The 25,560-nt window shown below is 68.9% G+C and carries 26 protein-coding genes and 5 pseudogenes; 20 read left to right on the plus strand and 11 right to left on the minus strand.

Features of this window, described 5'->3' with window-relative positions:
- The coding region (locus ACWDKQ_RS15535; protein ID WP_450139422.1) for a hypothetical protein at nucleotides 1–233 on the plus strand (233 nt) is incomplete at its 5' end.
- A 146-nt stretch (nucleotides 234–379) separates the two neighbouring features.
- On the opposite strand, the gene ACWDKQ_RS15540 is transcribed toward ACWDKQ_RS15535, so the two are convergent.
- Both ACWDKQ_RS15540 and ACWDKQ_RS15545 read right to left on the minus strand, forming a co-directional pair.
- Nucleotides 380–730 carry an enoyl-CoA hydratase-related protein gene (locus ACWDKQ_RS15540; protein WP_450139423.1) on the minus strand — a complete coding sequence of 117 codons (351 nt, stop codon included), beginning with the start codon at nucleotides 728–730 and terminating at the stop codon, nucleotides 380–382.
- A 95-nt stretch (nucleotides 731–825) separates the two neighbouring features.
- Nucleotides 826–1,068, minus strand: coding sequence for an enoyl-CoA hydratase-related protein (locus tag ACWDKQ_RS15545; protein ID WP_450139424.1), 243 nt, complete (start codon nucleotides 1,066–1,068; stop codon nucleotides 826–828).
- 283 nt (nucleotides 1,069–1,351) lie between these two features.
- Between ACWDKQ_RS15545 and ACWDKQ_RS15550 the strand changes: the two genes are divergently transcribed.
- On the plus strand, nucleotides 1,352–1,534 hold the full coding sequence (locus ACWDKQ_RS15550) for a hypothetical protein (protein WP_450139425.1): 183 nt from the start codon (nucleotides 1,352–1,354) through the stop codon (nucleotides 1,532–1,534).
- A 66-nt stretch (nucleotides 1,535–1,600) separates the two neighbouring features.
- Here ACWDKQ_RS15550 and ACWDKQ_RS15555 read toward each other — a convergent pair whose 3' ends face one another.
- The 5 genes and pseudogenes from ACWDKQ_RS15555 to ACWDKQ_RS15575 all read right to left on the minus strand — a co-directional run.
- A complete protein-coding gene (locus ACWDKQ_RS15555; RefSeq protein WP_450139426.1) occupies nucleotides 1,601–2,218 on the minus strand; it encodes a TetR family transcriptional regulator in 618 nt (205 codons plus the stop codon).
- Between the two features lie 224 nt (nucleotides 2,219–2,442).
- Nucleotides 2,443–2,865 (minus strand): annotated as a pseudogene (locus ACWDKQ_RS15560) (acyl-CoA dehydrogenase family protein); the annotation flags it as partial.
- Nucleotides 2,866–3,692: 827 nt separating this feature from the next.
- The gene (locus ACWDKQ_RS15565) at nucleotides 3,693–3,893 is read right to left on the minus strand and encodes an acyl-CoA dehydrogenase family protein (protein WP_450139427.1); all 201 of its coding nucleotides are present in this window, start codon (nucleotides 3,891–3,893) and stop codon (nucleotides 3,693–3,695) included.
- 543 nt (nucleotides 3,894–4,436) lie between these two features.
- Nucleotides 4,437–4,706 carry an acetate--CoA ligase family protein gene (locus ACWDKQ_RS15570; RefSeq protein WP_450139428.1) on the minus strand — a complete coding sequence of 90 codons (270 nt, stop codon included), beginning with the start codon at nucleotides 4,704–4,706 and terminating at the stop codon, nucleotides 4,437–4,439.
- A 179-nt stretch (nucleotides 4,707–4,885) separates the two neighbouring features.
- A pseudogene (locus tag ACWDKQ_RS15575) lies at nucleotides 4,886–5,098 on the minus strand (CoA-binding protein); the annotation flags it as partial.
- A 42-nt stretch (nucleotides 5,099–5,140) separates the two neighbouring features.
- On the opposite strand from ACWDKQ_RS15575, the gene ACWDKQ_RS15580 reads away from it, so the two are divergent.
- The 5 genes and pseudogenes from ACWDKQ_RS15580 to ACWDKQ_RS15600 all read left to right on the plus strand — a co-directional run bounded on the left by ACWDKQ_RS15580 (nucleotide 5,141) and on the right by ACWDKQ_RS15600 (nucleotide 8,148).
- Nucleotides 5,141–5,272: a hypothetical protein gene (locus ACWDKQ_RS15580; protein ID WP_450139429.1), complete on the plus strand. Its 132-nt coding sequence runs from the start codon at nucleotides 5,141–5,143 to the stop codon at nucleotides 5,270–5,272.
- A 3-nt stretch (nucleotides 5,273–5,275) separates the two neighbouring features.
- Nucleotides 5,276–5,536, plus strand: a pseudogene (locus ACWDKQ_RS15585) (IS982 family transposase); the annotation flags it as partial.
- Nucleotides 5,537–5,582: 46 nt separating this feature from the next.
- Nucleotides 5,583–5,978: a hypothetical protein gene (locus tag ACWDKQ_RS15590; RefSeq protein WP_450139430.1), complete on the plus strand. Its 396-nt coding sequence runs from the start codon at nucleotides 5,583–5,585 to the stop codon at nucleotides 5,976–5,978.
- On the plus strand, nucleotides 5,960–6,850 hold the full coding sequence (locus tag ACWDKQ_RS15595) for an alpha/beta fold hydrolase (RefSeq protein ID WP_450139431.1): 891 nt from the start codon (nucleotides 5,960–5,962) through the stop codon (nucleotides 6,848–6,850). The genes ACWDKQ_RS15590 and ACWDKQ_RS15595 overlap by 19 nt, the downstream gene beginning before the upstream one ends.
- Nucleotides 6,851–6,912: 62 nt before the next feature.
- The gene (locus ACWDKQ_RS15600; RefSeq protein ID WP_450139432.1) at nucleotides 6,913–8,148 is read left to right on the plus strand and encodes a PAS domain S-box protein; all 1,236 of its coding nucleotides are present in this window, start codon (nucleotides 6,913–6,915) and stop codon (nucleotides 8,146–8,148) included.
- 8 nt (nucleotides 8,149–8,156) lie between these two features.
- Here ACWDKQ_RS15600 and ACWDKQ_RS15605 read toward each other — a convergent pair whose 3' ends face one another.
- Both ACWDKQ_RS15605 and ACWDKQ_RS15610 read right to left on the minus strand, forming a co-directional pair.
- Nucleotides 8,157–9,524 (minus strand): dihydrolipoyl dehydrogenase family protein, encoded by a 1,368-nt coding sequence (locus ACWDKQ_RS15605; RefSeq protein WP_450139433.1) that lies wholly within the window; start codon nucleotides 9,522–9,524, stop codon nucleotides 8,157–8,159.
- A 226-nt stretch (nucleotides 9,525–9,750) separates the two neighbouring features.
- Nucleotides 9,751–10,698 (minus strand): alpha/beta hydrolase, encoded by a 948-nt coding sequence (locus tag ACWDKQ_RS15610; protein ID WP_450139434.1) that lies wholly within the window; start codon nucleotides 10,696–10,698, stop codon nucleotides 9,751–9,753.
- Between the two features lie 403 nt (nucleotides 10,699–11,101).
- On the opposite strand from ACWDKQ_RS15610, the gene ACWDKQ_RS15615 reads away from it, so the two are divergent.
- Together ACWDKQ_RS15615 and ACWDKQ_RS15620 are read left to right on the plus strand one after the other, a co-directional pair.
- Nucleotides 11,102–12,979: a 2-oxoacid:acceptor oxidoreductase subunit alpha gene (locus ACWDKQ_RS15615; RefSeq protein WP_450139435.1), complete on the plus strand. Its 1,878-nt coding sequence runs from the start codon at nucleotides 11,102–11,104 to the stop codon at nucleotides 12,977–12,979.
- Entirely contained in the window at nucleotides 12,976–14,037 is a 1,062-nt protein-coding gene (locus ACWDKQ_RS15620) for a 2-oxoacid:ferredoxin oxidoreductase subunit beta (RefSeq protein ID WP_450139436.1), read from the plus strand. The genes ACWDKQ_RS15615 and ACWDKQ_RS15620 overlap by 4 nt, the downstream gene beginning before the upstream one ends.
- Nucleotides 14,038–14,228: 191 nt before the next feature.
- On the opposite strand, the gene ACWDKQ_RS15625 is transcribed toward ACWDKQ_RS15620, so the two are convergent.
- On the minus strand, nucleotides 14,229–14,498 hold the full coding sequence (locus ACWDKQ_RS15625) for a Scr1 family TA system antitoxin-like transcriptional regulator (RefSeq protein WP_450139437.1): 270 nt from the start codon (nucleotides 14,496–14,498) through the stop codon (nucleotides 14,229–14,231).
- Nucleotides 14,499–14,632: 134 nt separating this feature from the next.
- Between ACWDKQ_RS15625 and ACWDKQ_RS15630 the strand changes: the two genes are divergently transcribed.
- A complete protein-coding gene (locus tag ACWDKQ_RS15630; protein WP_450139438.1) occupies nucleotides 14,633–15,841 on the plus strand; it encodes a cytochrome P450 in 1,209 nt (402 codons plus the stop codon).
- A 135-nt stretch (nucleotides 15,842–15,976) separates the two neighbouring features.
- On the opposite strand, the gene ACWDKQ_RS15635 is transcribed toward ACWDKQ_RS15630, so the two are convergent.
- The gene (locus tag ACWDKQ_RS15635; protein ID WP_450139439.1) at nucleotides 15,977–16,222 is read right to left on the minus strand and encodes a hypothetical protein; all 246 of its coding nucleotides are present in this window, start codon (nucleotides 16,220–16,222) and stop codon (nucleotides 15,977–15,979) included.
- A 15-nt stretch (nucleotides 16,223–16,237) separates the two neighbouring features.
- On the opposite strand from ACWDKQ_RS15635, the pseudogene ACWDKQ_RS15640 reads away from it, so the two are divergent.
- The 10 genes and pseudogenes from ACWDKQ_RS15640 to ACWDKQ_RS15685 form a co-directional block, all read left to right on the plus strand.
- Nucleotides 16,238–16,312 (plus strand): annotated as a pseudogene (locus ACWDKQ_RS15640) (zinc ribbon domain-containing protein); the annotation flags it as partial.
- Nucleotides 16,287–16,484, plus strand: a pseudogene (locus ACWDKQ_RS15645) (hypothetical protein); the annotation flags it as partial. The pseudogenes ACWDKQ_RS15640 and ACWDKQ_RS15645, both read left to right, overlap by 26 nt.
- On the plus strand, nucleotides 16,430–17,083 hold the full coding sequence (locus ACWDKQ_RS15650) for an amidohydrolase family protein (RefSeq protein WP_450139466.1): 654 nt from the start codon (nucleotides 16,430–16,432) through the stop codon (nucleotides 17,081–17,083). The pseudogene ACWDKQ_RS15645 and the gene ACWDKQ_RS15650, both read left to right, overlap by 55 nt.
- A gap of 166 nt (nucleotides 17,084–17,249) precedes the next feature.
- On the plus strand, nucleotides 17,250–17,990 hold the full coding sequence (locus ACWDKQ_RS15655; RefSeq protein WP_450139440.1) for a polysaccharide deacetylase family protein: 741 nt from the start codon (nucleotides 17,250–17,252) through the stop codon (nucleotides 17,988–17,990).
- Between the two features lie 217 nt (nucleotides 17,991–18,207).
- Nucleotides 18,208–19,554, plus strand: a complete 1,347-nt coding sequence (locus tag ACWDKQ_RS15660) for a nucleotide sugar dehydrogenase (RefSeq protein WP_450139441.1) — start codon at nucleotides 18,208–18,210, stop codon at nucleotides 19,552–19,554.
- A 12-nt stretch (nucleotides 19,555–19,566) separates the two neighbouring features.
- Entirely contained in the window at nucleotides 19,567–20,889 is a 1,323-nt protein-coding gene (locus tag ACWDKQ_RS15665) for a carboxylate--amine ligase (protein ID WP_450139442.1), read from the plus strand.
- The gene (locus ACWDKQ_RS15670; protein ID WP_450139443.1) at nucleotides 20,886–22,109 is read left to right on the plus strand and encodes an NAD(P)-binding domain-containing protein; all 1,224 of its coding nucleotides are present in this window, start codon (nucleotides 20,886–20,888) and stop codon (nucleotides 22,107–22,109) included. Before ACWDKQ_RS15665 ends, ACWDKQ_RS15670 begins: the two co-directional genes overlap by 4 nt.
- Nucleotides 22,106–23,443: a sugar transferase gene (locus tag ACWDKQ_RS15675; RefSeq protein WP_450139444.1), complete on the plus strand. Its 1,338-nt coding sequence runs from the start codon at nucleotides 22,106–22,108 to the stop codon at nucleotides 23,441–23,443. The genes ACWDKQ_RS15670 and ACWDKQ_RS15675 overlap by 4 nt, the downstream gene beginning before the upstream one ends.
- A 25-nt stretch (nucleotides 23,444–23,468) precedes the next feature.
- Nucleotides 23,469–24,581 (plus strand): glycosyltransferase, encoded by a 1,113-nt coding sequence (locus ACWDKQ_RS15680; protein WP_450139445.1) that lies wholly within the window; start codon nucleotides 23,469–23,471, stop codon nucleotides 24,579–24,581.
- The gene (locus ACWDKQ_RS15685; protein WP_450139446.1) at nucleotides 24,581–25,555 is read left to right on the plus strand and encodes an NAD-dependent epimerase/dehydratase family protein; all 975 of its coding nucleotides are present in this window, start codon (nucleotides 24,581–24,583) and stop codon (nucleotides 25,553–25,555) included. The genes ACWDKQ_RS15680 and ACWDKQ_RS15685 overlap by 1 nt, the downstream gene beginning before the upstream one ends.
- The last annotated feature ends 5 nt before the right edge of the window (nucleotides 25,556–25,560 follow it).

Below are 25,560 nucleotides of genomic sequence, written 5' to 3' on the forward strand. Positions count from 1 at the left end.
CGATGCTGGGCCTGACCATCCTCACCCTGTGGTACGCCGCGCACGGCACCGCCGAGGCGGACCTGGCCACCGCCCGCACCCGCGCGCCCTGGAACCGCAAAAAGACCCACATCAGCATCGACGACATGCTCATCGCCTTCCGCCGAGCCCGAATTACGGCCATCACCGCAGGCCAGAACACAACAGATCAATATCCCGACAGGCCCACGACCAGCACCGCAACCGCCGCATAACCGCGAAACCTCAGGTAGATGGCCCGCAGTTTCAGTTGAAGCTGCGGGCCACGGCGACTGGCGCGTCGGGTTCAAGTGGTTGGCGAAGTTCGGGGCGGGCTTTTCGAGGTTGGACTTGACCGCCTCAACCTGGTTGGGACTGCCGATCAGGCTCTGATCGCCGTTTGATCGGCTTCGAAGCCTTCGGCGAGGGTTGCCCCGCCCGTGTGCGCATCGACTGCGCCGACAGCAGCGCCGCCGACGGTCACCGCGAGGTCGAGGAGTTGCTTGGCGTAGCGGATCGCTTCCGGGCTCTTGGCGGCGATTTCGGCCGCCAGGGCGAGAGCTGCGGTCAGCGGGTCGGACTCGCGCCGGGTGGCCAGGCCCAGGGCGGCGGCTTCTCCTCCGCTGATGATGCGGCCGGTGTAGGTCAGCTCCTTGGCGACATTGCGGCCTACGAGTTCCGGGAGCAGGTGGGTGCCGGTCATGTCCGGCGCCAAGTCCCACTTGATCTCCATCACCGACAGCTTCGCGTCCGGCGCGACGAGCCGGATTCACGCGCCCAGCGTCACCTGCAGGCCGCCGCCGAAGGCCACGCCGCGCACCGCCGCGATCACCGGCACCGGCAGCGTCGCCCACACGTGCGCCGTCTGCGGGCCGCGGTTTTGGCCGGGCCGATCGACTCTGGGGTGACGGCCTTGCGGTTCGGGGGCCGGTCGCTGCCGTTGGCCATCTGCTGGAAGTTGTCGAAGTCCAGCCCGGCGCAGAAGGCCCGGCCCTCGCCGGTGAGCACCACGGCCCGCACGTTGTTGTCGTCCCGCAGCCGCAGCCCGGTCGTAACCAGGGCGTCGAACATGGCCTGGTCGAGCGCGTTGAGCTTGCCCGGAGGTTCAGCCGCACGTCCGCCACGCCGTCGGTGATGGTGCAGCTGACCCGTTGCTCGGCCGTTGTGGTCACGTACTCTCCTGAGATCTGCGCACTCCGCGCATTGGAACCGATGCGTGCACTCGCCTTGCGCACCAGGGATTTCCGCACGCTACGGGGCGCCCGCGCGGGACGTAAAGAACGCCCTCATTCGTCCTCTTGTACTACCTGCGGAAGCGTGCCTAGGGGCACTTAACGATCGTTAAGGAGGAAGTGTGGACTTCGCTCTCCCGGCCAACCCATCCAGCACCGACTCCCACGGCGGCGGCCGTTTCCGGTTGCCGGGAATCCAGTTCGCCGTCGCGGATCTCCGTGGCCAGCGCCGCGCGATCGGCGAGGCCAAACGCCGCGAGCCAATCGCGATGCCATTGTTCCTGCCGCTCTTCCAAGCGGCATGAAGCTAGGACTTCGACGAAGCTGGAAGTCAACGAGGAACGGCCAGGTTTCGCCGTCCCGCGCCGGAGCTAGGCACCCACGATGCGCAGCGCGATGGTGACGTAGCGGTCGGCCAGTTCGGCCGGTCCCACATCGCGTTCCGGGTCGTACCACTGCGGGATCGCGTTGCACGCGGCCTGGATCGCGAGGCGGGCCTCGCCGGGGTGCTCGCAGGAGAAGGCCCCGCGCCGCACGCCTTCGTCGATGATGTCCCGGAACAGCCGGGTCGCCGACTCGCGCAGCGCGGCGAGCCGCCGCGCGTGCTCGTCCTTCAGGTTCCGGATCTCCCGCACCGCGATGGTGCTTTCCACTCGCCGCCGCACCCGGTAGTCCACCGTGGCGCGCACGATCGCGCGCAGCCGCTCGACCGGATCGTTGCCGCAGTCGCGAAGAGCCGCGTCGCAGGCTTGCACGTAGTCGTTGACGCTGTCCTCGAGCAGCCCGGCGAAGAGCTCCTGCTTGCTGGAATGCCAGTAGTACAGCGCTGACAGACTCAATCCGGCTCGCTTGGCGATGTCCCGAATGGATGCGCCGTGGTATCCGCGCTCGGCGAAGATCTCGCGCGCCGCAACGGAGAGCGCGTCGCCGCCCTGGCCGCGCGGAATGGCGGAGCCGTTGTTAGCCGAAGATTCGGATGCCGCCGTCACACCGACAGAATACGGGGTGCTGCCCGGGATCGGGCATGGTGCGGGGAACGGGATGCTCGGGCAGCCGGATTGTCCTTCGGCACGCCGTTGCGCACACCCGGCCGATGGCGGTTTCACGCCGAGATGAGCTGGCCCGGTGCGTGCGAGCGGTTCCGCCACCGCGGCTGCCCATCCCGGCCTCGCATCGCGACAACGGCATTGTGCCCGACGCGGGTGGCGGCAGCTCAGGCGGTGAGGCACTCCCAGAAGCCGGTTTCGCCTGTGGCGAGCGCCGCCTGCCCGAGCCCTGTCGACCAGTGGCGCTCGCTGCCGCATTCATCGCGCCACGCCCACAACTTCCGCGTGACGTGGTGCAGCGAGTGCTCGCGGCTCACGCTCATCGCCCCGTGCAGCTGGTGTGTCGCACGAGCGATGCTGGCGGCCGCCTGCGCTGCCGCGACTTTCGCGGCCGCCGAGACGGTGAAAGCGCGTTCCGCCGGGTCTCCTTCCTGGATTCTCACCGAATGCTCCACCGCGGCTTCGGTGGCGACCAGATGCGTGCGTGTCTCGGCCAGACCGTTGGCCACCGCCTTGAATGCGACGAGCGGACGGCCGAACTGCTCCCGCTGCGTGACGTGTACTCGGGTGCGCACGTATGCGCCACGCGCGGCGCCCGAGCAGCGCGGCCGGGTTTAGCACAGCGGCGCGGGCAAGCACGGCATCGTGCGGGGGGCGCGTCGGGCAGGGGCGTCGTGGCCCCTGACGCTCGGATCCGCGCGGTTCACCGGCGAGGTTCTGGCCGTGCTCGACGTCGCCGTTCAGCTCGGCCAGATAAGCGGATTCCCGCTCTCGGCGCACCACGATGTGACTGGCGTACCGCGCCCACGGCACGTTCTCTAACGCAGTCGCCGTGACGACCAGCCCAGCCGGGAGCTGCTCGCCGAGAATCCACTGCGACAACGCCATTCGAGCAGCGGCACGCTCACGTCGCTCGCCGACGTCGCGGTGATCAGCTCCGCCAGGTCTTCCAGCGTCCCGTCGGCTCCTCGATGATCAAAGAGTTGCGCAACGTCGGGCCTCCTGCTTGGCGAGGATGGACAGCAGCACCTCGGAGTAACCGCCGCGGATGCCGAAACCGGGCGATGCGAGGGTAGCCTCGCCCAGCGCGCTCTCGGGCGAGACGAGACCGGAATCCGTTGCCCGGCAGATACATTCGAGCACGTCGCGTTCGAAGGTCGTGCCGAGCCACTTCCAACGTCGCGGCGGCGGCCCGCACCGGAGTCTCGTCCGCGTTGAGCGCCTCGGCGACCTGCACGCACAAGCCCGAAGCGTCGCCAAACGGGCCACCTGCTCGCCGATCTCGGCGAGCAGGCCTTCGTCGCTACTGCCCAGCGGCTCCTACAACACGGGATACGTGGACAGCACCCGCTCGGGCCCGCCGCATTCGTAGGCGAGCTGCTTGGTCACCTGCCGCCAGGCGTTGCCATCGACACGATCATCCGCCCCTCGGAGCGCCTGCCCGCAGCAGTTCCTCGACCATCACCAGCCGCGCCAGGTTTGACTGCTCGCCGCCGCCCACCGAACGAGGCCAGGTCATGCCCAGCCAATCTCGTTCGGCGAGCTCCTTTGTGAAGTCGAGGTCGAAGGACCGCAGCCAGGCGTCCGGCCTCGGCCGGTACCGGCCGAGGCCCGCCAACTCCGGTACAGTTTGCGCACTGTCTGGCGCAGTTCGGACAACGTCGGGGTCATGCGACCGACTCCTTTCCGCTGCCCTGAAGCTCCTTCTCCGCGCGGTTGAGCGCGGCCGTCTTGTTGAACAGGTGCAACGCGGTGCGCATGACGGGAGTGGGCTCGGTTCTCCCCGCCACGGAGTTGGTCGAGTACTGAAGCGGGTGCGTGAAGTAGGCGTGGAAAGTGCGGTGTGACGTCCCTGCGCGGCGTGCGTCTCCGCTGAGGATGGCGCGGACATGGCAGGAACGACCCGTCGCGCAGGGCTGCGTCGACCCGCTCAACAACTACCTCCGGTGATGTCCGGTCACGACCAGGTCCGCGGCGACGGCGCCCGACCCGTGGACAACGGGGAATTGATCTCAAACTCACCCAGGCGGTCGCCGAGTTCGGCTGCCGCCTGGGAGATCGATGCGATCGCGGCGGCCGCTGCCGCTACGTCGCAGCGCGGGCGGCCGCGGGATCCGTCCAGCAGCGGTCGGCCTCGCAGCTGCCGCAGCAGCCCGGTGGCCTACTCGGCGTCCACCGGCCCGGGGCCGGAGACCACGTCCGGGTACAGCTCGGTCGTGGTGCCGCCCATGCCGACGGTCAACACCAGCGGGTAGCCGTGCTTGCCGCCCTGCACCCCGACCAGCAGCTCGACGCCGCTGGGCAGCAGTTCCTGCACCAGCACGCCGTCGATGTGCGCCTGCGGCACGTTCACCGCGACGGTTTCGAGCATGTCCTCTTCGGCCTCGAGGACCTGCTCGGCGGGAACGCCCGACCACGACGCCGCCGACATCGCTTTTGTGCGCCACCTCGGGGGATTGGACCTTCAGCACGACGTGATCGCCGAGTTCCCGCGCGATCGCGGTGGCCTTGCCAGGCCAGCCGCCAGCCGACCCGCCAGCCGGGCGACCAGCATCGCGTCGAGCAGCTCCGCGCCGCCGGCCTCGCCTGGTCAGGGCGCGGCTGGCACCACACCAGAACCTGGTCCACCGGTCCGGGTACTTCCCGCAGCGATGGGTAGCAGGACAGCCCGTGGATCTCCTGGTAGTTCGGGTTGATCGGGTACACCGCGCCGCCGAAGCCCTGCAGGGGGCGGGTGAGCCAGCCGGCCATCGCGGAGCGGTCGGAGGCTCCGACGACGACGCCCACCGACCGCGGGTGCAGCAATCCGTCCACAGTGGTCACCGCCAGCGTAATTCGGACTTTTGCTTCTCGCGGAAGGAGTGCATGGCCTCGGCGGAGTCCGCAGTGGACTGCACGACGGCCATGTGCGAGGAGATCAAGTCCAACCTGGTCGGCGCGGGCCTCATCGCCGGCGACGCGCTCTTTTCGACCAGCCGGATCTTCGAATCGAAGTAGCAGGGCATCACGCTGCTGCGCCCGTCGCGTAAGAAGGAGGTCCTGCGAGCAGGCGGGCCGATGCTCAAGAAAATCCGCCAACTCATCGAGTCGGTCAACGACACCCTGAAAGGCCAGCTGGACCTGGAACAACACGGCGCCCGCACGGCCGAGGGAGTCAGCGTGCGCGTCGCCTAGCGCGTGCTAGCCCTGGCCGCCGCGATCTGGCACAGCTTCCGCACCGGCCAGCCAATCACTCGCTCGCTCACCGCCTACGATCATTGATCGTATTCGGACTTACTCGTCTAGTCCACGTTGGAAGGTAGGGCGGATGTCCGCCGTCACGTATCGCCGTCCGGGTTTGGTGGCCCGGGACCACGTATTCCGGGTGCCGTTGCGCCACGACGACCGGGGCGCCGGGGAGATCGAGGTCTTCGGGAGGGAGGTGGTGGCCCCCGGCAACGAGGCCCGGGCACTGCCGTGGCTGGTCTACTTCCAGGGCGGACCGGGCGGCAAGGCGGAACGGCCGCTGAGCACCAGCGCCTGGCTGTGCCGCGCCCTGCAGGACTATCGGGTGCTGCTGCTGGACCAGCGGGGCACCGGGCGCAGCGCCCCGGCCCACCGCCAGACGCTGGCGGGCCTGTCGGCGGCAGGGCAGGCCGAGCACCTGGCCGTGAGCGCGCCGATTCGATCGTTCGGGACGCCGATGTGCTGCGCAAGCAGCTGATCGGCGACGAGCCGTGGTCGGTGCTGGGGCAGAGCTTCGGCGGCTTCTGCGCGCTGACCTACCTGTCGCTGGCACCGGAGGGCTTGCGCCAAGTGGTGATCACCGGCGGTATTCCGACCCTGACCGGGCACGCCGCCGAGGTCTACCGCACCGCGTACTCGCGCACGCTGCGCAGAAACGACGCCTACTTCGCCCGCTACCCGGAGGACGCCGCCATCGCGCGGCGCGTAGTCGAACACCTCGCCGAGCATGAGGTGATCATGCCGACGGGGGAGCGGTTGACGCCGGAGCGCTTCCAGACGTTGGGCATCCAGTTCGGCCAGGCGTCGCGGTTCGACGCGCTGCACTACCCGCTGGCGGAGGCGTTCGTCGGCGACTTCCTCTTGGACGCGTTCCAGCGTGGTGTGGACGCTGTGGTCTCCTTCGCCGAGCGCCCCTTACGCCGCGCTGCACGAGGCCATCTACTGCCGGGGCGCAGCGTCGCAGTGGTCCGCCCACCGGTGCGCGCGGAGCTCGACGAGTTCGACTGGCCCAGCTTTGGGCGGGTCAACTTCACTGGCGAGATGATCTACCCCTGGCTGTCCGAGCAGGATCCGTCGCTGGTGCCGCTGCGGGAGGCCGCCGAGCTGCTGGCCGCCAAGGCGCACTGGCCGCACCTCTACGACCTCGACCGTCTAACGCGCAACGATGTTCCGGTCGCCGCAGCGGAGTACCACGACGACATGTTCGTCGACCGCGACCAGACGCTGGAGTCGGCGCAGCAGGTGCGCGGCGTGCGCACGTGGGTCACCAACGAGTACGAGCATGATGGCGTCAAGGCCTCGCCGGAGGTGCTGAACCGGCTGCTGGCGATGAACCGCGGCGACGCCTGAAACGCGAGGTGGACGACCACGCCGATGCGTGCCAGGGTTCGGCCCGCTATGGTTCGGTTCTCATGTCCCCCTCGGAGCCGAACTACGCCGCTGACGTGCCCTGGCAGCGCGTCTTCGACCAGGCGGCGTCTGCGATGGCCATCCTTGACTTGCAGGGCCACTTCCTGTACGTCAACGAAGCCATGTGCCGGATGCTCGGCTACCGGCGGGAGGAGCTGGAGGGCCTGGACTACCGGGCCATCACGCACCCCGATGACATCGATCCGGAGGGGCCGATCGAGTCCCCGGACGTCCTAGAGAAGCGTTACATCCGCTCCGACGGCAGCGTCATCTGGGCGTTGGTGGCGCGGTCGTTCATCCGGGACAGCCACGGCCAGGCTATCCACTTCCTGTCCCAGATCCAGGACATCACCAGGCGTCGGGAGGCGGAGCTGCTTTGGCAGCGCAGCTTCGCCAACGCGCCGATCGGCATGGCGGTACTGGACCTCAAGGGCGCGTGGACGGCGGTCAACGACACGCTCTGCGGCATGCTCGGCTACACGCGCAAGGAGATGCTGTCGATGTCGTTCGCCGACGTCACCTACGAGGACGACGAGGAGCAGGGCATGGTCGCTCTCGTCGAACTCATCGAGGGCAACCGGGACAGCACCAGCATCGAGAAGCGCTACCGGCACAAGAACGGCCATCCGATCTGGATGCTGATCCGGGCGACCACCGTGCCGGGCGCGGACGGCGCGCCGGCGTTCGTCGTCAGCCAGTACGAGGACATCGGCGAGCAGCGCCTGGTGGACGCCCACCTCGCGCACCTGGCGCTGCACGACCCGCTGACCGGGCTGGCGAACCGTGCGCTGCTGGCCGACCGGCTCGACCATGGGCTGCAGCAGCTGGCGCGAGGTGACAGCGTGCTGGTGGTGGTGGTGGCCGATCTGGACCAGCTCAAGCCGGTCAATGACCGCTTCGGGCACGCGCTCGGCGATCAGCTTCTGATCGCCACCGCGCGCGAGCTGCAGCTGGCGGTGCGGGCCGGTGACACCGTCGCCCGCATCGGTGGCGACGAGTTCGTCGTGGTCAGCCTGTTGCCGGACGAGGACGCCGCGCGGTCGCTGCGGGACCGCGTGGAGCAGCACCTGAACACCGATGTGAAGGTGTACGGAACCCGAATGCGACTGCGCGCCAGCGTCGGCTACACCACCACTTCCGACCCTGCTGCCGCGCCGGACGTGCTGCTGCACAGCGCCGACCGCGACATGTACGCCAGCAAGCGCCGCCGTCGGGAGGCGCACGGCGGAGGCCGCTGACCGGCCCGTCAGGCGTCCAGTTCAGCGAGGGTCGCCTCGATCGCCCGGTGAAACGTCGGGTAGGCGAAGATCATCTCGCGCAGGCGCTGTACTGGGACCTCGGCGTGCACGGCCACTGCCAGCGCGCCGATGATCTCACCGCCGGCGGGCGCGGCCACGGTGGCGCCGACCAGCACGCCCCGTTCGGCGTCGGCGACGAGCTTGATGATCCCCCCGTTGTCGATCTTGTGGATCCAGCCGCGCGTCGACGCGGAGATCTGGGTGGTGGCGGTGCGCACCGGGATTCCCTGCTTCCGGGCCCGGGATTCGGTCAGCCCGACGGTGGCGACCTCGGGGTCGGTGAAGATGACAGAAGGCATCGCGCGGTAGTCGGCGACCTCGCTGCCCTGACCGAGGATATCGGCCGCCGCGATCCGGGACTGGTAGACGGAGGTGTGCGTGAATGCGCCTCGACCGGTGATGTCGCCGATCGCCCAAACGCCGTCGGCGGCCCGCATGCGGCCGTCGACCGGGATGCTCCTGGCCTGGTCGTCCAACCCGACGGCCGCAACCCCCAGCGCGCGCAGGTCGGTGCGCCGACCGGTGGCGACCAGCAGGCGCTCGGCGGTCAGCACCTCTCCCGAATCCAGGTGCACCTGGAACTGGTCGTCGTACTTGACGCGCTCGACCGCGCAGCCGGTGCGGACCTGGACGCCGTCGGCGCGCAGCGCCTCCGTGACCACCTCGGAAGCCTCTGGTTCGGCCACCGACAGCAGCCGCGGATGCATCTCCAGAACCGTCACCGCGGTGCCGAACCGGGCGAAGACCTGCGTGAACTCCAGCCCGACCGGGCCGCCACCGAGCACCAGCAGCGACTCGGGCGCGCTGGTCGCGGGCACCGCGTCGCGGTTGGTCCAGTACGGGCTCTCGGCGAGCCCGTCGATCGGCGGGACCACCGGATCGGTCCCGGGGTTGAGCACGATGCCGCGGCGGGCCCGCAACACCTGGCCGTCGACGGTGACCTCGCTGGGCGCGCTGATCCGGCCGACGCCGCGCACCAGCCGGCCGCCAGTGTCCTCGAAGCGCCGCGCCGCGATCTCGTCGTTCCATTCGGTGGTCGCCTCGTCGCGGATTCGCTTCGCGACCGGCGTCCAGTCCGGCCACACGGTCGCCTGCCCGGCGAGTTCGGGCACCCGGCGCGCCTCACCGAGGGCGTCGGCCGCCCGCACCATCATCTTGGTCGGGATGCAGGCGAAATACGGGCACTCGCCGCCGACCAGCCGCGATTCGACCCCTACCACGTCCAGGCCCGCGCTCGCCAGCCGTCCCGCCACGTCCTCGCCGCCCGGCCCCATGCCGATGACCACAACGTCGACCTCTTCGACCACCGTGTCCACCTCCTCGTTCGCCGTTGACTACCAGCCCAGCACCGCAGGTCGGGGCGCGCACCTCGAACGCAGATCAGACGCGCCGCGGCCGGGTGGGGATGATCCGATGTGGACGAACCCACGCTGCGCCGGGCGTCGAGGTGTTCGGACACTTCTCGCAGTCTTTGCTCGGCAGGCGGCCGTTGCGGCCGGTAGGGCATCAACAGATGCGAGTGCGGGCGCGGCGACCGCGCGGTCACTCCCTCTCCGATTTCAAGGCTTCCCGCAGCACGCGGTGCACCTCGGCCATCGCTTCACCGGCAGGCGGCAGCAGGTCCGCGCCGCCGGTGAAGCCGTGGAACAGGCCCGGGCAGTGCTGGATGCTAGTGGGCACGCCCGCATCTTGCAGCCGCTTGGCGTAGCGCTGGCCCTCGGTGCGCAGCGGGTCGCGGCCGGCAGTCAGGACATGCGCGGGCGGCAACCCGGCGAGGTCGGCGGCGCGCAGCGGGGAGGCGTGCGGGTGGTCGCGATCCGCGGCGTTGGGCGCGTACTGGTCCCAGAACCACATCATGTGGCTGGTCATGATCAAGCAGTCCGGACCGCTGTCCACATAGGATTCGGTGGTGAAGTCGTGGTCGGTGACCGGGTAGACCAGCACTTGGAATGCGATGTCCGGGCCGCCGTTCTCGTTGGCCCGCAACGACGTCACCGCGGCCAGGTTGCCGCCAGCGCTGTCCCCCGCGACTGCGAGGCGGGCCGGATCGCCGCCGAGCTCCGCGGCGTGGTCGGAGGCCCATTGAGTTGCGGCATAAGCATCATCGGCGGCTGCCGGATAGCGGTTTTCGGGAGCGAGCCGGTAGTGCACGGCGATGACGATCGCGCCGGTGCCGTTGGCCATCGAGCGGGCGACGCCGTCGTGGCTCTCCAGATCGCCGAGAACCCAGCCGCCGCCGTGGAAGTACACGACCACCGGCATCGGCTCGCCGCTGGCTCGCGGCCAGTAGATGCGAACCGGGATCTGCACGCCGGGCGGTCCGGGTATGAGCCGGTCTTCGACCTTCGCCACCGGTTGGCGGGGTCGCGCCGCCGTGCCCTCGGACATCATCGCGCGGGCTTGCGCGGCGTCGGTGACCGCGCCGCCGAGGTCGGGGAAGTACTCCTGCATGAGCGCGACGAACGGCTCGGCGTCCGGATGCAACGACATGTTTCCTCCAGCGCAGTGGATCGTCGCAGGGATGTAGAGAGAGGGTGCCGCACGGAAGGTATCGGGTCGTTCCGGGGTACGTGCTCCCACATCATGAGAACTTAAAAAAGTGTTATGGATCACACGGTTTTCCGTTCGATCGGTATGGTCGAGCTCGTAGCCCGAGTTTTCGCGTCGCGCCTGGATACGGGCACCGCATTTCGGGTAGTTCGATACAGGTGTCGCCACCTGCGGCCGAATGTGGAACTTAATCGTTTCGGTGAAGATCGCGGTGGTTCGGGGGGTTTCGTGCGGGCGCGTGCGGAAGTGATGGCACGGGGGCCGTGGTTATGATCGGAATAAGAACCGAGGCTGTATCGTTCGCCACAGGATGAACGTTGCCTGGTGAAGGGGAACGGGCCAATTGAGTACGACGAACGGGCACCGGTCGAACGGCACCCGGAAGCTGAACCGGGTGGTGATCCGGTTCGCTGGTGACTCCGGCGACGGCATGCAGCTGACCGGAGACCGGTTTACCTCGGAGGCCGCGGCCTTCGGGAACGACCTGGCAACGCTGCCGAACTTCCCGGCCGAGATCCGGGCCCCCGCCGGAACCCTGCCCGGTGTGTCCAGCTTCCAGCTCCACTTCGCCGATTACGACATCCTCACCCCCGGCGACCGGCCGGACGTGCTGGTGGCGATGAACCCGGCGGCGCTGAAGGCCAACATCGGCGATCTGCCGCACGGCGGCATCCTGATCGTCAACACCGACGAGTTCAGCAAGCGCAACCTTTCGAAGGTCGGCTACGACGCCAACCCCCTGGAAAGCGGCGAGCTGGAGCGCTACGCGGTGCACCAGGTCGCGATGGCCACCCTCACCCAGGGCGCGCTCGACGGCAGCGGGCTGGGCAAGAAGGACGCCGAGCGCTGCAAGAACATGTTCGCCCTCGGCCTGCTGTCGTGGATGTACCACAGGCCCACCGAGGGCACCGAGCGGTTCCTGCGGGAGAAGTTCGCGAAGAAGCCGCAGATCGCCGAGGCCAACATCCTCGCGTTCCGGGCGGGCTGGAACTACGGCGAGACCACCGAGGCCTTCGCGGTCACCTATGAGGTCGCGCCCGCGAAGCTGCCAACCGGGACCTACCGGCAGATCACCGGCAACACCGCGCTCGCCTACGGCATCGTCGCCGCAGGGCAGCGCAGCGGGCTGCCGGTGTTCCTCGGCACCTACCCGATCACGCCCGCTTCGGACGTGTTGCACGAGCTGGCCAAGCACAAGAACTTCGGCGTCACGACCTTCCAGGCGGAAGACGAGATCGCCGGTGTCGGCGCGGCGCTGGGCGCCTCCTTCGGCGGTGCGCTGGGCGTGACCACCACGTCTGGGCCGGGGTTGGCGTTGAAGTCCGAGACCATCGGCCTGGCGGTGACGCTGGAACTGCCGCTGCTGGTGTGCGACATCCAGCGCGGCGGGCCGTCCACCGGGCTGCCCACCAAGACCGAGCAGGCGGACCTGCTGCAGGCGCTCTACGGCCGCAACGGCGAGTCGCCGGTGCCGGTGATCGCCCCGTGCTCGCCAGCGGACTGCTTCGAGGCCGCTCTGGATGCAGCGCGAATCGCGCTGACCTACCGGACCCCGGTGCTGCTGCTGTCCGACGGCGCGATCGCCAACGGCTCCGAGCCGTGGCTCATCCCGAATGTCAATCAGCTGCCTGACCTGCGGGTCGAGTTCGCCACCGAGCCCAACGCGCCGGACGGCTCAGGGGAGTTCTGGCCATACGCGCGAGACCCCGAGACCCTGGCCCGCGAGTGGGCCGTGCCGGGCACGCCCGGGTTGGAGCACCGCGTCGGCGGCCTGGAGAAGGCCGACGGCAAGGGCAACATCTCCTACGACCCGGACAACCACGACAAGATGGTCCGGCTGCGACAGGCCAAGATCGACGGTGTGCAGGTCCCGGACATGACCGTCGATGACCCCGACGGCGATGCCCGCGTGCTGGTGCTCGGCTGGGGCTCGTCGTTCGGGCCGATCGGCGCTGCCTGCCGCCGGGTGCGCGCGCTGGGCATGTCGATCGCCCAGGCCCACCTGCGCTACCTCAACCCGATGCCGGGAAACCTCGGCGACGTCTTGCGGAGCTACGACAAGGTGATCGCCCCGGAGATGAACCTCGGCCAGCTGGCGATGCTGCTGCGCGCCCGCTACCTGGTCGACGTGCAGTCCTACACAAAAGTCGCCGGACTCCCGTTCCGGGCAGAGGAACTGCAGAACGTGCTCACCGAAGTTGTGCAGGGGGTGCCCGCGTGACCACCACCGATCTGGGAATCCCGGTTCTCGGCGGGTTGGCCGGCGTGCCGACCGCTGACGAGCCGCAGAAGGCGAAGGACTTCAAGTCCGACCAGGAAGTCCGCTGGTGCCCGGGGTGCGGCGACTACGTCGTGCTCAACGCGGTGCAGGGCTTCCTGCCGTCGCTGGGGCTCAAGCGTGAGAACATCGTGTTCATCTCGGGCATCGGATGCTCGTCCCGGTTCCCGTACTACATGAACACCTACGGGATGCACTCCATCCATGGCCGCGCGCCGGCGATCGCCACCGGCCTGGCTACCAGCCGACCGGACCTGTCGGTGTGGGTGGTGACCGGTGATGGCGATGCGCTGTCCATCGGCGGCAACCACCTCATCCACGCCCTGCGCCGCAACGTGAACCTTAAGATCCTGCTGTTCAACAACCGGATCTACGGCCTTACCAAGGGCCAGTACTCGCCGACCAGCGAGGTCGGCAAGGTCACCAAGTCGACCCCGGTCGGATCGCTGGACCACCCGTTCAACCCGGTGTCGCTGGCGCTGGGCGCGGAGGCGTCGTTCGTGGCGCGGGTGATCGACTCGGACCGCGCGAGCGTGACGGAAACGCTGAAGGCGGCGGCGGAGCACCGAGGCAGCGCGCTGGTGGAGATCTACCAGAACTGCCCGATCTTCAACGACGGCGCGTTCGACGTGTTGAAGGACAACGACGAGAAGCAGCGCCGGATCGTCGCGCTCATGCACGGCGAGCCGATCGTGTTCGGCCCGGAGGACGAGCGCTACGGGGTGGTCCAGGACCGCGACGGCTTCCGGGTCACCAAGCTGTCCGAAGTGGACGAATCTGACGTTGTGGTCCACGACGCCAACCGCGAAGACCCGTCCTACGCCTTCGCGCTGTCCCGCCTAGGCGGCCAGGACCTCAACCCGGCGGTAACCGGAATCTTCCGAGCGGTCAACCGCCCGACCTACGACGACCTGGCCCGAGCCCAGGTGGCGGAGGCGGTGCAGGCCAAGCCCGCCGACCTCCAGTCCCTCCTCACGGGCAACGACACCTGGACGATCTGACGGTATGAGGGGCACTCGGTGTCACCAACTGGTTCGGTCCCCTTCGGCCCCGTCGTGCGGGTCGTGCCGAACGGACGGAGTTCGCGCCGGAAGACCGTTCCAGCTGGCGGTTTCAGTGCCAGGCCGGATCGCCCGAGGTCCACGGTGATCCGCGACCGGCAGCTCGTCGCGATCGGCGACGAGGCGTACTTCTACTTCCAGTGCTGAGCACCGCTCGCCGCCGAGCACCAGGTGAGCTCCCGTAAGTCTTTTGGGCTGTAGTACTTGGCGGTTTGCAGAAGTCCGGGGACGAGGTGGATCTCGAAAGTTTGCAGGCGCGTCGCCACTTCCTCGACTTCTAGGTAGTCCTCGAAGTCTTCTCGAATCGCGTCGGGTGCATAGGTGTTCCACCAGCCGGTCTGGTGACCGCTGTTGCGGGGACGTGGGCGGGAATGGTCGTTGGGGCGACGATTTCCGCCCATGACTCGTGCGGGGCACTGGATTGGGGGTTTCGGGCGGCGGAGGGAGTGGGCCGGGGCGACTCTGGTGTCGTCGTGTTGGGAATCGTGTGGCGGTCATCCGTGCTGGGCTGGCTGCCTTGTGGGGGAGGCCACGCATGAGCGGTGTGAAGCAGGGCTCCGATCGTGTCGCGCACTTGTGGGCCGTCGAGGACCTCGACGGGCTCGACTTCGACCCGTTCCTGACCAGGCTTCTCGCCGAGGAACCGGTTGCTCGGATCCGGCTCCGCTTCGGCGAGGGCGACGCTTGGCTGGTTACCCGGCACGAGGACGTCAGGACCGTCGCCTCGCATCCCGGGTTCAGCCGCGCCGCCACCGTCGATAGACCGGTCACCAGCATGACGCCGCACATCGTGGGGCTCCCCGGCGGTATCGGGCGCACCGATCCTCCCGATCACACCCGCCTTCGGCGGCTGCTCTCGCAGAGCTTCACCCCGCGCCGGGTGGAAGCGATCCGGCCGCGGACGGAGCGGATCGCGGACGAGCTGCTCCAGCGCGTGGCCGCGCAAGGCCCACCCGCGGACCTAGTCGGCTCCTTCACCGGGCCACTGTCCACACAGGTCATCAGCGAGCTCATGGGCGTGCCTCGCCTGGACTGGCCGCAGATGCACTCCTGGCGGCAGATCTTGTTGTCCAGCAACCATTCGCGTGCCGAAGCGGACGCCGTCAAGGCCGAGCTCCGCCAGTACTTCACCGACCTGGCCGAGCGCCTCCGACGGAGGCCGGGCGATGACGTGTTCAGCAGTCTGGTCGCGGCGCGGGCGGCGGGCGAGCTGAGCCAGGCTGAGCTGATCTCCCTGGCCGTCATCCTGCAGCTCAACGGCATGGACGCGGTCCGCAACAACAGCTCGAGCATGATCTACGCGCTGCTTACCAACCCCGAACAACAGGTGCTGCTCGGCGATGGATCGGTGCAGCAGGCGGTCGAAGAGCTGTTCCGGTACGTGCCGCACCGAAACGGTGTCGGCCTGCCGCGCATCGCCATGGAGGACATCCGCATCGGCGAGGTCACCATCGCCGAGGGCGAGGCCGTGTACGTCTCCTACCTCGCGGCCAACCGCGATCAGGAGATCTTCACCGACCCGCACCGGTTGGACGTCGAACGCGGCGACAATCCGCACATCGCTTTCGGGCACGGCACCCACTTCTGCGCCGGAGCCGCGCTCGCGAGGATGGAAGCCCAGGTCATGATCTCCAGCCTGCTGCGGCATTTCCCGCAACTGCGCCTGGCGTGCCGCCCCGAAGAGATGCGCTGGCGTCGCGGAACGATCAACCGCGGCCCCGAGTCCCTGCCCGTCGCCTGGTGATCCGGGTTCGAGGACGGGGTCGTGAGCGGCAATGCCGGTTCTTACCGGCTGCGCCAATTACGACCCCTTGGCGTCACGACGTGACGTCGGCCAAGCGGTCGACCTCGTCCGGGTCAGGGGACCAGCAGTAGAGCATCACCTCGTCGGCGCCGAGTTCATCGAGGCGTTGGAGTTGGGCCTGCAGGTCGCCAGGGCGGTGACCATGGCGTTCGCGAAGTCCGGATTGCCGTAGTACTCGGTCATTTCGGCCCGGGCCTCGTTGGCCACCGAGTCCCGCCGATCGCCGCGTTGAGCTGACCGACCAAGCGGGGGCTTGCCCGGGCGCTCATGGGTCTGCCAGGACTTCTCGGCGAGGCGGAAGGCCGTTTCTGTGTGCTCCACGCGGGTCGGCACTCGATGCCGCTCAACGTCGGCGAATGGACATGTGACGGCTGCGGTGTCCGGCATGACCGGGACATCAACGCCGCGAAGAACATTCTGGCCGCCGGGCTGGCGGTGTCAGCCTGTGGAGCAGAACGACGTGATCTGGGGACTCGGCCGACTGCCGTCGGCGGCGGACCTGGACGCGGTGGTGCCCGACCGGCCGGTGTGGCTGGTCCGGGTCGACGAGCACGCCGGGGTGGCCAACTCGGCCGCGTTGCGGCGGGGCGGCGTCACACGCGACACCCAGACCCCTCCCGGCGGCGAGATCGAGCGCGGCCCGACGGCGCGCCGACCGGGGCGTTCGTCGATGCGGCGCAGGACCTCGTCGAACAGCACCTGCCGAAGCCGACGGTCGAGGGTATCAAGCAGAACTTCCTCGCCGCGCAGCGCAAGCTCAACGAGGTCGGGCTCACCTCGGTCAGCGATGCGGGCACCAGCACCGTCGAACTCGCGGTGCTGCACCAGCTTGCGAATTCCGGCGAGCTGACCATCCGCACCAACTCGTGTCCTCGGAAAAATCCCTTCGACGGCCTGCACGCCGCGGTCACCCGCACCGACCGCGACGGTCAGCCCGTCGGCGGGTGGTACCCGGAGCAGTCGATGAGCCCGGAGGAGGCGTTGCGATCGTTCACCCTCGACGCCGCATTCGCCGCGCACCCGGAACGGGTGCTCGGCGGTCTGGAGCCGGGCAAGTGGGCGGACTTCGTCATCTTCGACCAGGACCCGCTGGACCCGCCGCCCGGCCGGGCCCGCTGGCAGACCAAGACCCTGCAGACCTGGGTGGGAGGCCGCCGCGTCGGCGAGTACGGAGCGCTCTGAACTGCCGAGTCTCACCCGGGCGGCGGTCAGTTTTTTGCGAAATCGGACCCCTTCCAGGTGATAATCCTGCCGATGCGGTAGTGGGCTTACCGCACTGGCCGGATCCAGGTGCCCTGCTGTCTGCCTAGCGTTTGCGGCATCTGCTGCCGAGGAAAGCGGCCACTTCATGACGCAGACCGTTAGCAACTGGGTCCGGACCGGAACCGAACGTCCGTTCCCGTTCGTGTTGATGTACCACTCCGTGGCCGTCTATGCCCGCGATCCGTACCTGGTGACGGTCGATCCGCAGCGCTTCGACCGCCAGCTGCGCTGGTTGCGCCGCAACGGGCTGCGCGGGGTGTCGATGCGCGAGCTGATGCAGGCGCGCCGGACCGGGGGCGGACGCGGTTTGGTCGGGTTGACCTTCGACGACGGCTACACGGATTTCGTCCACAATGTACAGCCGACGTTGTTGAAGCACGGGTGCACCGCGACCGTTTTCGTGATCGCCGGGCGGCCCGGCGGGCACAACGCCTGGGACGCCGACGGCCCGCGCAAGCGGTTGTTGACCTCCGAGGAGATCCGCGAGGTCGCCGACGCGGGGATGGAGGTCGGCTCGCACGGGATGCTGCACCAGCGGATGTCCGAATTGGACGATCACGAGCTGATCGTAGAGGTGGCCGAGAGCCGGGAGCTGCTAAGCGAACTCACCGGTCAGGACGTCGGCGGGTTCTGCTACCCGTACGGCGATGTCGACCTGCGGGCGATGAACACGGTCGAGGCCGCCGGGTACGACTACGCTTGCGCGATCTGGCGTTCGCTGCTGTCCAGCCGGCATGCCCTGCCGCGTACCTATGTGGGGGACCGGGACGGCTCGCTGCGACTGCTGGCCAAGCGACTTCGCCACGAGCTGAAGATCAAGCGCTAGAGGTTCGCGCGCGAAACGTCGAACTCGCGCGAAATCGCCCCCAATCCGGTGACGGGTAATGCGATTTCGCGCGAATTCGCCATACCTCCGCGCCGCTGGGCAGGACTGATCCGCGGGCCTCGTCAGTATTCGGTAATCGAGCTCCCCCCGCTGTGGGAGAACCGGCCGGTAACAAGCTGCGAGAGTGCTTTGAGCACGGCGAACTGGGGGAGGAACCGTGACTGAACATCCGCTTGCGTTGGCGGTCAACGGCCGGGAACGCCTGTTGGCGGACCGGCTGATCGCGTTCGAGCCGAGGATGCCCGAACACACCGAATCGGTGGTCGTCGTCGGGCTGGGCTACGTGGGTTTGCCCACCGCGTGCGCGCTGAAAGCGCCGACGGCACGGGTTATCGGCTTCGACATCAGCGAGGACCGCTTGCAGGCCATCAAGGCCGGAGAGGTGGATATGCCTGAGCTGGAGCGGCGCGCATTGGCTGCTTCACTGGCCGCCGGCGACCTGCAGCTTTCCTCCGATCCGTCGGTGCTCGCCCGCGCCGACGCGGTGATCGTGTGCGTGCCGACTCCGGTCGACACCGCGCATCAGCCGGACCTGACCGCCTTGCGGGCGGCCTGCGAGACCGTGGTCACGTTCGCCCGACGCGGTCAGACGATCATCCTGACCTCGACGACGTTCGCTGGCACCACCCGGCAGCTGCTGGTCGAGCCGCTGGAACAGCGGGGCATGCGGGTGGGCACCGACGTGCACGTCGCGTTCAGCCCGGAGCGCATCGACCCCGGAAACTTCGACCACGTGCAACGGGAGACGCCACGCGTCGTCGGAGGCGTCACACCTCGGTGCGCCGACCGGGCTGCCGAGGTCGTGTCGCGGATGACCGATTCGGTGTACCTGGTGAGCTCGCCGGAGGCCGCCGAGCTGACCAAGCTCTACGAGAACATCTTCCGCGCGGTGAACCTGGCATTGGCCAACGAGATGGCCGACGCGTGCTCGGTGCTTGGCCTGGACCCGATCGAGGTGACCATCGCGGCCGGGACCAAACCGTACGGGTTCCTGGGCAGCTTCCCGGGGCCCGGGGTCGGTGGGCATTGCATCCCGTGCGACCCGTACTACCTGCTGTGGCAGCTGCGGCGGGAGGGCGTCTCGACGCCGGTCATCGAGCAGGCGATGCGCTCGATCGACAAGCGGCCCGGCCAGGTGGTGCAGCGCGTGGTGGAAATGCTCGCCGACGCGGGCGTCGACCATTCCGGGGCCCGGGTGGTGGTCGCCGGGGTCAGCTACAAGGCGGGTGTGCGGGACCTCCGCGAGTCGCCGGCGCTGCCGATCCTCGATGGGCTGCGCCGGATCGGGATCGATGTGCACTACTTCGACCCGCTGCTGCCGGAGATCACCCTCGCCGACGGCACCCGGATGGTCAGCGAGCCGGCGCCGCGCGGCCGGGACTGGGACGTCACTGTGCTGCACACCCTGCACCCTGGCGTCGACTACGGCTGGGCGCGGGACTGCCCGCACGTGCTCGACTCGACTTACCAGTTCGACGCCGTGCCGCACCGGCGCGTGCTGTGAGGGATGGCGCCGATGCTCCCGTTTGACACGTCCACGCCTGCGGTGGTGTTCAAACTCGATCCGAACGTCATGCACCATGGCGGACTCGGGGTGATCCGCAGCCTCGGCCGAGTCGGGGTGCCGGTGTACGCCGTGCAAGAGGATTCCCTGGCTCCGGCAGCGCATTCCCGCTACCTGCGGGGGCGTTGGCTGTGGAGCCCGGATCCGGCGGAGACCGACCGGATCCGCGACGGGCTCGCGGAGCTGGCCGATCGGATCGGCCGGCCGTCGGTGCTGATCCCCACCGACGACGCGGCTGCGATCTTCCTGGCCGAGCACGGTGATCCGCTGCGGCCGTACTTCCGGTTCGCCCAGCCGGCCCGCGATCTCCCGCGCCAATTGGCCGGGAAGTACTCGATGTTCCAGCTCTGCCGCCGATTGGACGTGCCGTGCGCGGAGGCGACGCTGATCGGCGCGTGGGACGAGGCGTTGGAATTCGCGGCCAAGGTGGGGTATCCGCTGGTGGCGAAGCTCTCCGCGCCGTGGCTCGGGACACCGGGCGAGGTGCGCAGCACCACGATCGTCGGCAATGAGGAGGAGCTGGCCGAGCTCTACAGCCGCTGCGGGGACGCCGCCGTCGGCGGCCTGATGCTGCAGGAGTTCATCCCGGGCGGGCCGGGCGACGACTGGTTCTTCCACGGCTATTGCGACGACTCGTCGGTGTGCCGCCCGGCCTTCACCGGCGTCAAGGAGCGCTCCTATCCCGCGCACGCGGGCCTGACCAGCCTCGGGCGCTGCGTGGAGAACGAGGCTCTGCTGAAGGAATCCACGAAGCTGCTGGAGCAGTTGGCGTTCAGCGGCATCGTGGACCTCGATTTCCGGTGGGACGCCCGCGACCGGCACTACAAGCTGCTGGACTTCAACCCGCGGCTGGGCGCCCAGTTCCGGTTGTTCCGCGACGACGCGGGCGTGGACGTCGCGCTCGCGTCCTACCTGGACCTCACGGGGCAGGAGATCCCGGCGGGTCGGCAGCCGGTCGGCCGGCGGTTCCTGGTTGAGAACTACGACCCGATCGCGGCGCTGCGGTACTTGTGCCGCGGCGAATTGGGGTTGCGGTCCTGGGCGTCGTCGATGCGCGGCGTGGAAGAGACCGCCTGGTTCGCCCGCGACGACCTGCTGCCGTTCGTCCTGATGTGCCTCTGGATGGTCTGCCGTGCGGTTGCCCGGCCGTTGCCGTTGCACCGCCGAACCCGCCATCCAGAGCTAGCCGAGCCCCAGTACGTCCCGGGGCGCAATCACGCCCTGGGGAAACCGACCAGACGCCGCGGCAAGCGGCTGTTCGAGGAGTGCAGATGAGCGATCTCGTTGACGTTGCCATCGTCGGTGCCGGGCCCTACGGCTTGTCGCTGGCGGCGCACCTGCGCCGGGTCGGCCTGTCCTACCGGCAGTTCGGGTTGCCGATGAACCTGTGGCGTGCCCACATGCCGCGCGGCATGTACCTGAAGTCGCAGGGCTTCGCCTCGAACCTGTCCGACCCGGACGGCACGCACACCCTGCGCAACTTCTGCCTGGAGACCGGGCGCCGCTATGCGGACTACGGCGTGCCGGTGTCGCTGGAGAACTTCGTCGACTACGGCGAGTGGTTCCAACAGGGCCGCGGCCTGGACGTGGAGGAGAAGCTGGTCTGCGACATCGAGCAGCGGCCGGGCCGGTTCGAGCTGACGTTGAGCAGCGGGGAGCGAGTCGAGGCGAGCCAGGTGGTGGTCGCGGTCGGCGTCGAGTACTTCGCGCGGATCCCGGGAGTGTTCTCCGAGCTGCCCGCCGAGCTTTGCACGCACAGCTCGGTGCACGACGACCTAAGCTCCTTCGACGGTCAGGACGTGATCGTCGTGGGCGCCGGGCAGTCCGCGCTGGAGACTGCGGCGCTGCTGCACGAAAACGGTGCCAACGCGCGGCTGGTGGCGCGCGCGCCGAGCATCGCGTGGAACGGGAAACCGCTGCTCCCGGATCGTCAGTTGTGGAGTCGGATGCGAGAGCCGGAGGCCGGGCTCGGTTCGGGGCTGTCCACGTGGTTCTACTCCGAGCACCCGAAGGTGTTCCGGCACTTGCCGAGGGCGACCAGGATCTACCGGGCGCGCACCGCGCTCGGGCCGGCCGGGGGCTGGTGGCTGCGTGAGCGGGTCGAGGGCCGCTTCCCGGTGCACGTCGGGCACCGGCTGGACTGGGCCAAGGCCACCGGTGACCAGGTGCGGCTCGGGGTGCGCGTCGGTGGCGAGGTCCGCGAGTTCACCGCGGACCACGTCATCTGCGCCACCGGCTACCCGCCGGAGATCACCCGGCTGCCGATGCTGTCGGTCGGACTGCGGTCGGCCGTCCGCACGATCGATGGAACGCCGCACGTCGGCAAGGACTTCGAGTCGTCGGTGCCGGGCCTGTACTTCGCCGGGCCGCTGGTGGCGCCGAGCCACGGGCCGGTCATGCGGTTCGTCTACGGCGCCGACTACGCGGTTCGGATGATGACCGCCCGGATCGACGCGACCACGGCGAGGCCGGTGGTCGTCGGGGGTGCCGGATGAGCGTGACCGATCACGCCGTAGCGCAGCCGTGGCCGCTCGCCGAGAGCGGCCACGGGCTGCGGGTGCCGCGGCAGGTCGGGGGCTGGTTGCTGCCAGCGGTAGACATCGCAGTGCTGGTGGTGCTGATCCCGGTGGTCGGCGTGCACTGGCTGCTAGGTGCGGGGTTCGCGCTGGCGGCGCTGGTGGTGCTGGCCGCGCAAGGCCAGCACCGGCTGCGGATCTGCCTGCGGGTGTCGGACCAGCTGCCGCAGCTCGCGGTCGCGGCCGGTGCACCCCTGGTGATGCTGCTGCCGTGGCACTCCGGCGATGCGCTGCTCCTGATGGCCGCTTCGGCGTTGGCCGGCCTGCTCGTGGCTCGCGGTGGCTTGTACTCGGTGCTACGCGGCGGGTATCGGCGCGGGCTGCTGAACGAGCCGACGCTGATCGTCGGATCCAACGCGCTGGCCGGGGAAATCGCCGAGCTGGCGGCCGACCATCCCGAGTTCGGGCTGCGGCCCCGGTTGCTCGCCCAGCCGAGCGGGTTGGCGGAAATCCTTGCCACGCAGCGCATCACGCGGGTGATCGTGTGCTCAGACGACTCGGACCTGGTCACCTTGATCCGCGCTTGCCGCCCGCTACCGGCGGATGTCTGCGTCGTGCCTCGGCTGCACGAGCTGGGCATGGCGTTGCCGCGCGCCAGCATGGACGAGCTTTGGGGCGTGCCGCTGATCCGGCTGCGCAGCTTCGGGCACAGTCGCGCGGGCGCGCTGGTCAAGCGCGCTTCCGACATCGTCCTAAGCGTGCTGATGCTGTTGGTATTGGGGCCGCTGCTGCTGGCGTTGGCTGCGCTGGTCGCGGTCAGCGGTGGCGGCAAGAAGACGTTCTTCCGCCAGCTGCGCGTGACCCGAACCGGGCGGACCAGCGAGGTCATCAAGCTCCGTACCGTCAACGGCGATCTCGGGCAGCCCTGGTCGGTGACCGCCGACCAGTGCACCTCGCTTGGACGCTGGCTGCGCGGCACGCACCTCGACGAGCTGCCGCAGCTGGTCAACGTGCTGCGCGGCGACATGTCGCTGGTCGGGCCCCGCCCGGAGAGGCCGTACTACGCGGTGCGGTTCGGTCGGGAGATCGCGCGCTACGCCGACCGGCAGCGGATGCGCGGCGGAATGACCGGCTGGGCGCAGGTGCAGGGCCTGCATGGCGACACATCCATCCCGGACCGGGCGCGGTTCGACAACCAGTACATCGAGTACTGGTCGCCGTGGTGGGACGCCGTGATCGTGGCCCGCACTGCCGCGATCGTCCTGCGGGCGGCCGGAACTCGACGCCAACGCCCGCGCCGCTGCGAGAAATGACTCGGAAGACCAAATGGGGGAAGCAATGAAGGTATTGCACGTGATCACCGGGCTCGGTGTCGGCGGTGCCGAACTGCAGCTGCGGTCGATCCTGCAGCACACCAAGCACGACTCCGACGTGGTTTCGCTGTACAACCCAGGCGACGTAGCCCAGATGATCACTGGCGACGGGGTGCGGGTGCGCGACCTCGGCATGACCCACAACACCCAGGTCGGCGCCGTGCTGCGGCTGCGCGACGTGATCCGCGAAGGCCGCTACGACGTGGTGCACACCCACCTGTACCGGGCGTGCGTGTACGGGCGGCTCGCGGCCCGGCTGGCCGGCACCAAGGTCGTGGTTTCCACCGAGCACTCCATTGGCGAGACCCATCTGGAGCGCCGCCGCATGACCTTCGGGGTCCGGGCGCTCTACCTGGGCACCGACCTGTGCTCGGACGCCACCATCGCGGTGTCCGAGACCGTCGCGGAGCGGTTGCGCAACTGGGGCATGCCCGCGCGCAAGATCACCGTCATCCCCAACGGCGTCGACTTCGGCCGGGTCGAGTTCGACGGGGCCGCGCGCGCCCGGGTGCGCCGCGAGCACGGGATCAGCGACGAGGCCTACGTGGTCGGCGTGCTCGGTCGCCTGGACCCGAACAAGCGCTTCAACCTGGTGATCGACTCGATGGCCCCGATGCTTGGCCAGGAGACCAAGCTGTTGATCGTCGGCGACGGGCCGGACCGGGCGCGGCTGGAGTCGCTGGCCCGCGAGCACGGCGTCGCCGAGCACGTGATCTTCGCCGGGCAGCGCCACGACGTCGCCGCGATGCTGTCCGCGCTGGATCTGTTCATAGCCTCCTCCGAGCAGGAGACCTTCGGTCTGTCCGTGCTGGAGGCGATGGCCAACGGCATCCCGGTGCTCTACACCACCTGCCCGGCGCTGATCGGCATCGAGACCGACCGGGCCCGCCAGGTGCCCGGCAACGCGGAGCGGATGCGCGCGGAGATCGCCTCCGAGATCCTGGCCGCCCGGCCGCGCGCCGACGAGCCCGCGATCCGCCGTGCCTACGGCATCGAGGCGATCACCGACCGCATCGACGACCTGTACGCGCGGCTGTGGCAGCGGCGCGGCGGCGCCGTACCGGTGGGGAGGTCGTGATGCGCGCAATGGTCACCGGCGCAGCCGGTTTCATCGGATCCCACCTGGTCGAACGGCTTCTTGCGGAAGGCCACCAGGTGATCGGGCTCGACGACCTGAGCACCGGGCGTGTCGAGAACCTCCCGGTCGGCGACCCGAACCTGCGGATGGTGCAGGGCAGCATCCTGGACGGGGCCCTGGTCGACGAGGTGATGGCCGACGCGGACGTGGTATTCCACCTGGCCGCCGCCGTCGGTGCGTTCGTCATCCAGGAACGCACCCTGCAGGGGCTGCTGACCAACATCCACGGCACCGAGAACGTGCTGGACGCCGCCCTGCGGCACGACGCGCGGGTGCTGGTCGCCTCCACCAGCGAAATCTACGGCAAGAACGACAAGGTCGGGCTTTCCGAGGGCGACGACCGGATCATCGGCTCGCCGCTGAAATCGCGCTGGACCTACTCCGAGGCCAAGGCCATCGACGAGAGCATCACCCACAACTACGTGCGGGAGCTCGGGCTCAGGGCCGTCATCGTGCGGTTGTTCAACACAGTCGGGCCGCGGCAGAGCGGCCGGTACGGCATGGTCATCCCGCGGCTGGTCGCGCAGGCGCTGCAGGGCCGACCGGTGACGATCTTCGGCACCGGTAAGCAGATCCGTTGCTTCTGCCACGTCGCCGACGCGGTGCCCGCGCTGGTGCGGCTGGCGCTGCTGGACCGGGCGCAGGGCATGGCGGTCAACCTCGGCAACACCGAGCAGGTGTCCATCGAGGAGCTAGCGGCCCGGATCATCGCGATGACCGACTCGTCCAGCGGCACCATCCAGGTCCCCTACGAGGAGGCGTACGGGCCGGGGTACGAAGACCTGCAACGTCGCGTCCCGGACTGTTCCCGCGCGCGCGAGCTGATCGATTTCCGACCGGAGCGCACGCTCGAGGACATCATCCGCGATGTGATCGACGAGCAGGTGCGAGCCGGACAGCCCGTGACGGCTTGAGGTGC

This window comes from Saccharopolyspora sp. NPDC000995 (assembly GCF_053599315.1).

Bases quoted from the DNA above. Each gene is read 5' to 3' on its own strand.
- ACWDKQ_RS15580 (WP_450139429.1), top strand. From the start codon at position 5,141: ATGGCCTCGGCGGAGTCCGCAGTGGACTGCACGACGGCCATGTGCGAG.
- ACWDKQ_RS15590 (WP_450139430.1), top strand. From the start codon at position 5,583: ATGTCCGCCGTCACGTATCGCCGTCCGGGTTTGGTGGCCCGGGACCAC.
- ACWDKQ_RS15680 (WP_450139445.1), top strand. From the start codon at position 23,469: ATGAAGGTATTGCACGTGATCACCGGGCTCGGTGTCGGCGGTGCCGAA.
- ACWDKQ_RS15655 (WP_450139440.1), top strand. From the start codon at position 17,250: ATGACGCAGACCGTTAGCAACTGGGTCCGGACCGGAACCGAACGTCCG.
- ACWDKQ_RS15600 (WP_450139432.1), top strand. From the start codon at position 6,913: ATGTCCCCCTCGGAGCCGAACTACGCCGCTGACGTGCCCTGGCAGCGC.
- ACWDKQ_RS15685 (WP_450139446.1), top strand. From the start codon at position 24,581: ATGCGCGCAATGGTCACCGGCGCAGCCGGTTTCATCGGATCCCACCTG.
- ACWDKQ_RS15540 (WP_450139423.1), bottom strand. From the start codon at position 730: ATGGAGATCAAGTGGGACTTGGCGCCGGACATGACCGGCACCCACCTG.
- ACWDKQ_RS15670 (WP_450139443.1), top strand. From the start codon at position 20,886: ATGAGCGATCTCGTTGACGTTGCCATCGTCGGTGCCGGGCCCTACGGC.
- ACWDKQ_RS15545 (WP_450139424.1), bottom strand. From the start codon at position 1,068: ATGTTCGACGCCCTGGTTACGACCGGGCTGCGGCTGCGGGACGACAAC.
- ACWDKQ_RS15675 (WP_450139444.1), top strand. From the start codon at position 22,106: ATGAGCGTGACCGATCACGCCGTAGCGCAGCCGTGGCCGCTCGCCGAG.
- ACWDKQ_RS15570 (WP_450139428.1), bottom strand. From the start codon at position 4,706: ATGTCGGCGGCGTCGTGGTCGGGCGTTCCCGCCGAGCAGGTCCTCGAG.
- ACWDKQ_RS15630 (WP_450139438.1), top strand. From the start codon at position 14,633: ATGAGCGGTGTGAAGCAGGGCTCCGATCGTGTCGCGCACTTGTGGGCC.
- ACWDKQ_RS15625 (WP_450139437.1), bottom strand. From the start codon at position 14,498: ATGGGCGGAAATCGTCGCCCCAACGACCATTCCCGCCCACGTCCCCGC.
- ACWDKQ_RS15665 (WP_450139442.1), top strand. From the start codon at position 19,567: ATGCTCCCGTTTGACACGTCCACGCCTGCGGTGGTGTTCAAACTCGAT.
- ACWDKQ_RS15610 (WP_450139434.1), bottom strand. From the start codon at position 10,698: ATGTCGTTGCATCCGGACGCCGAGCCGTTCGTCGCGCTCATGCAGGAG.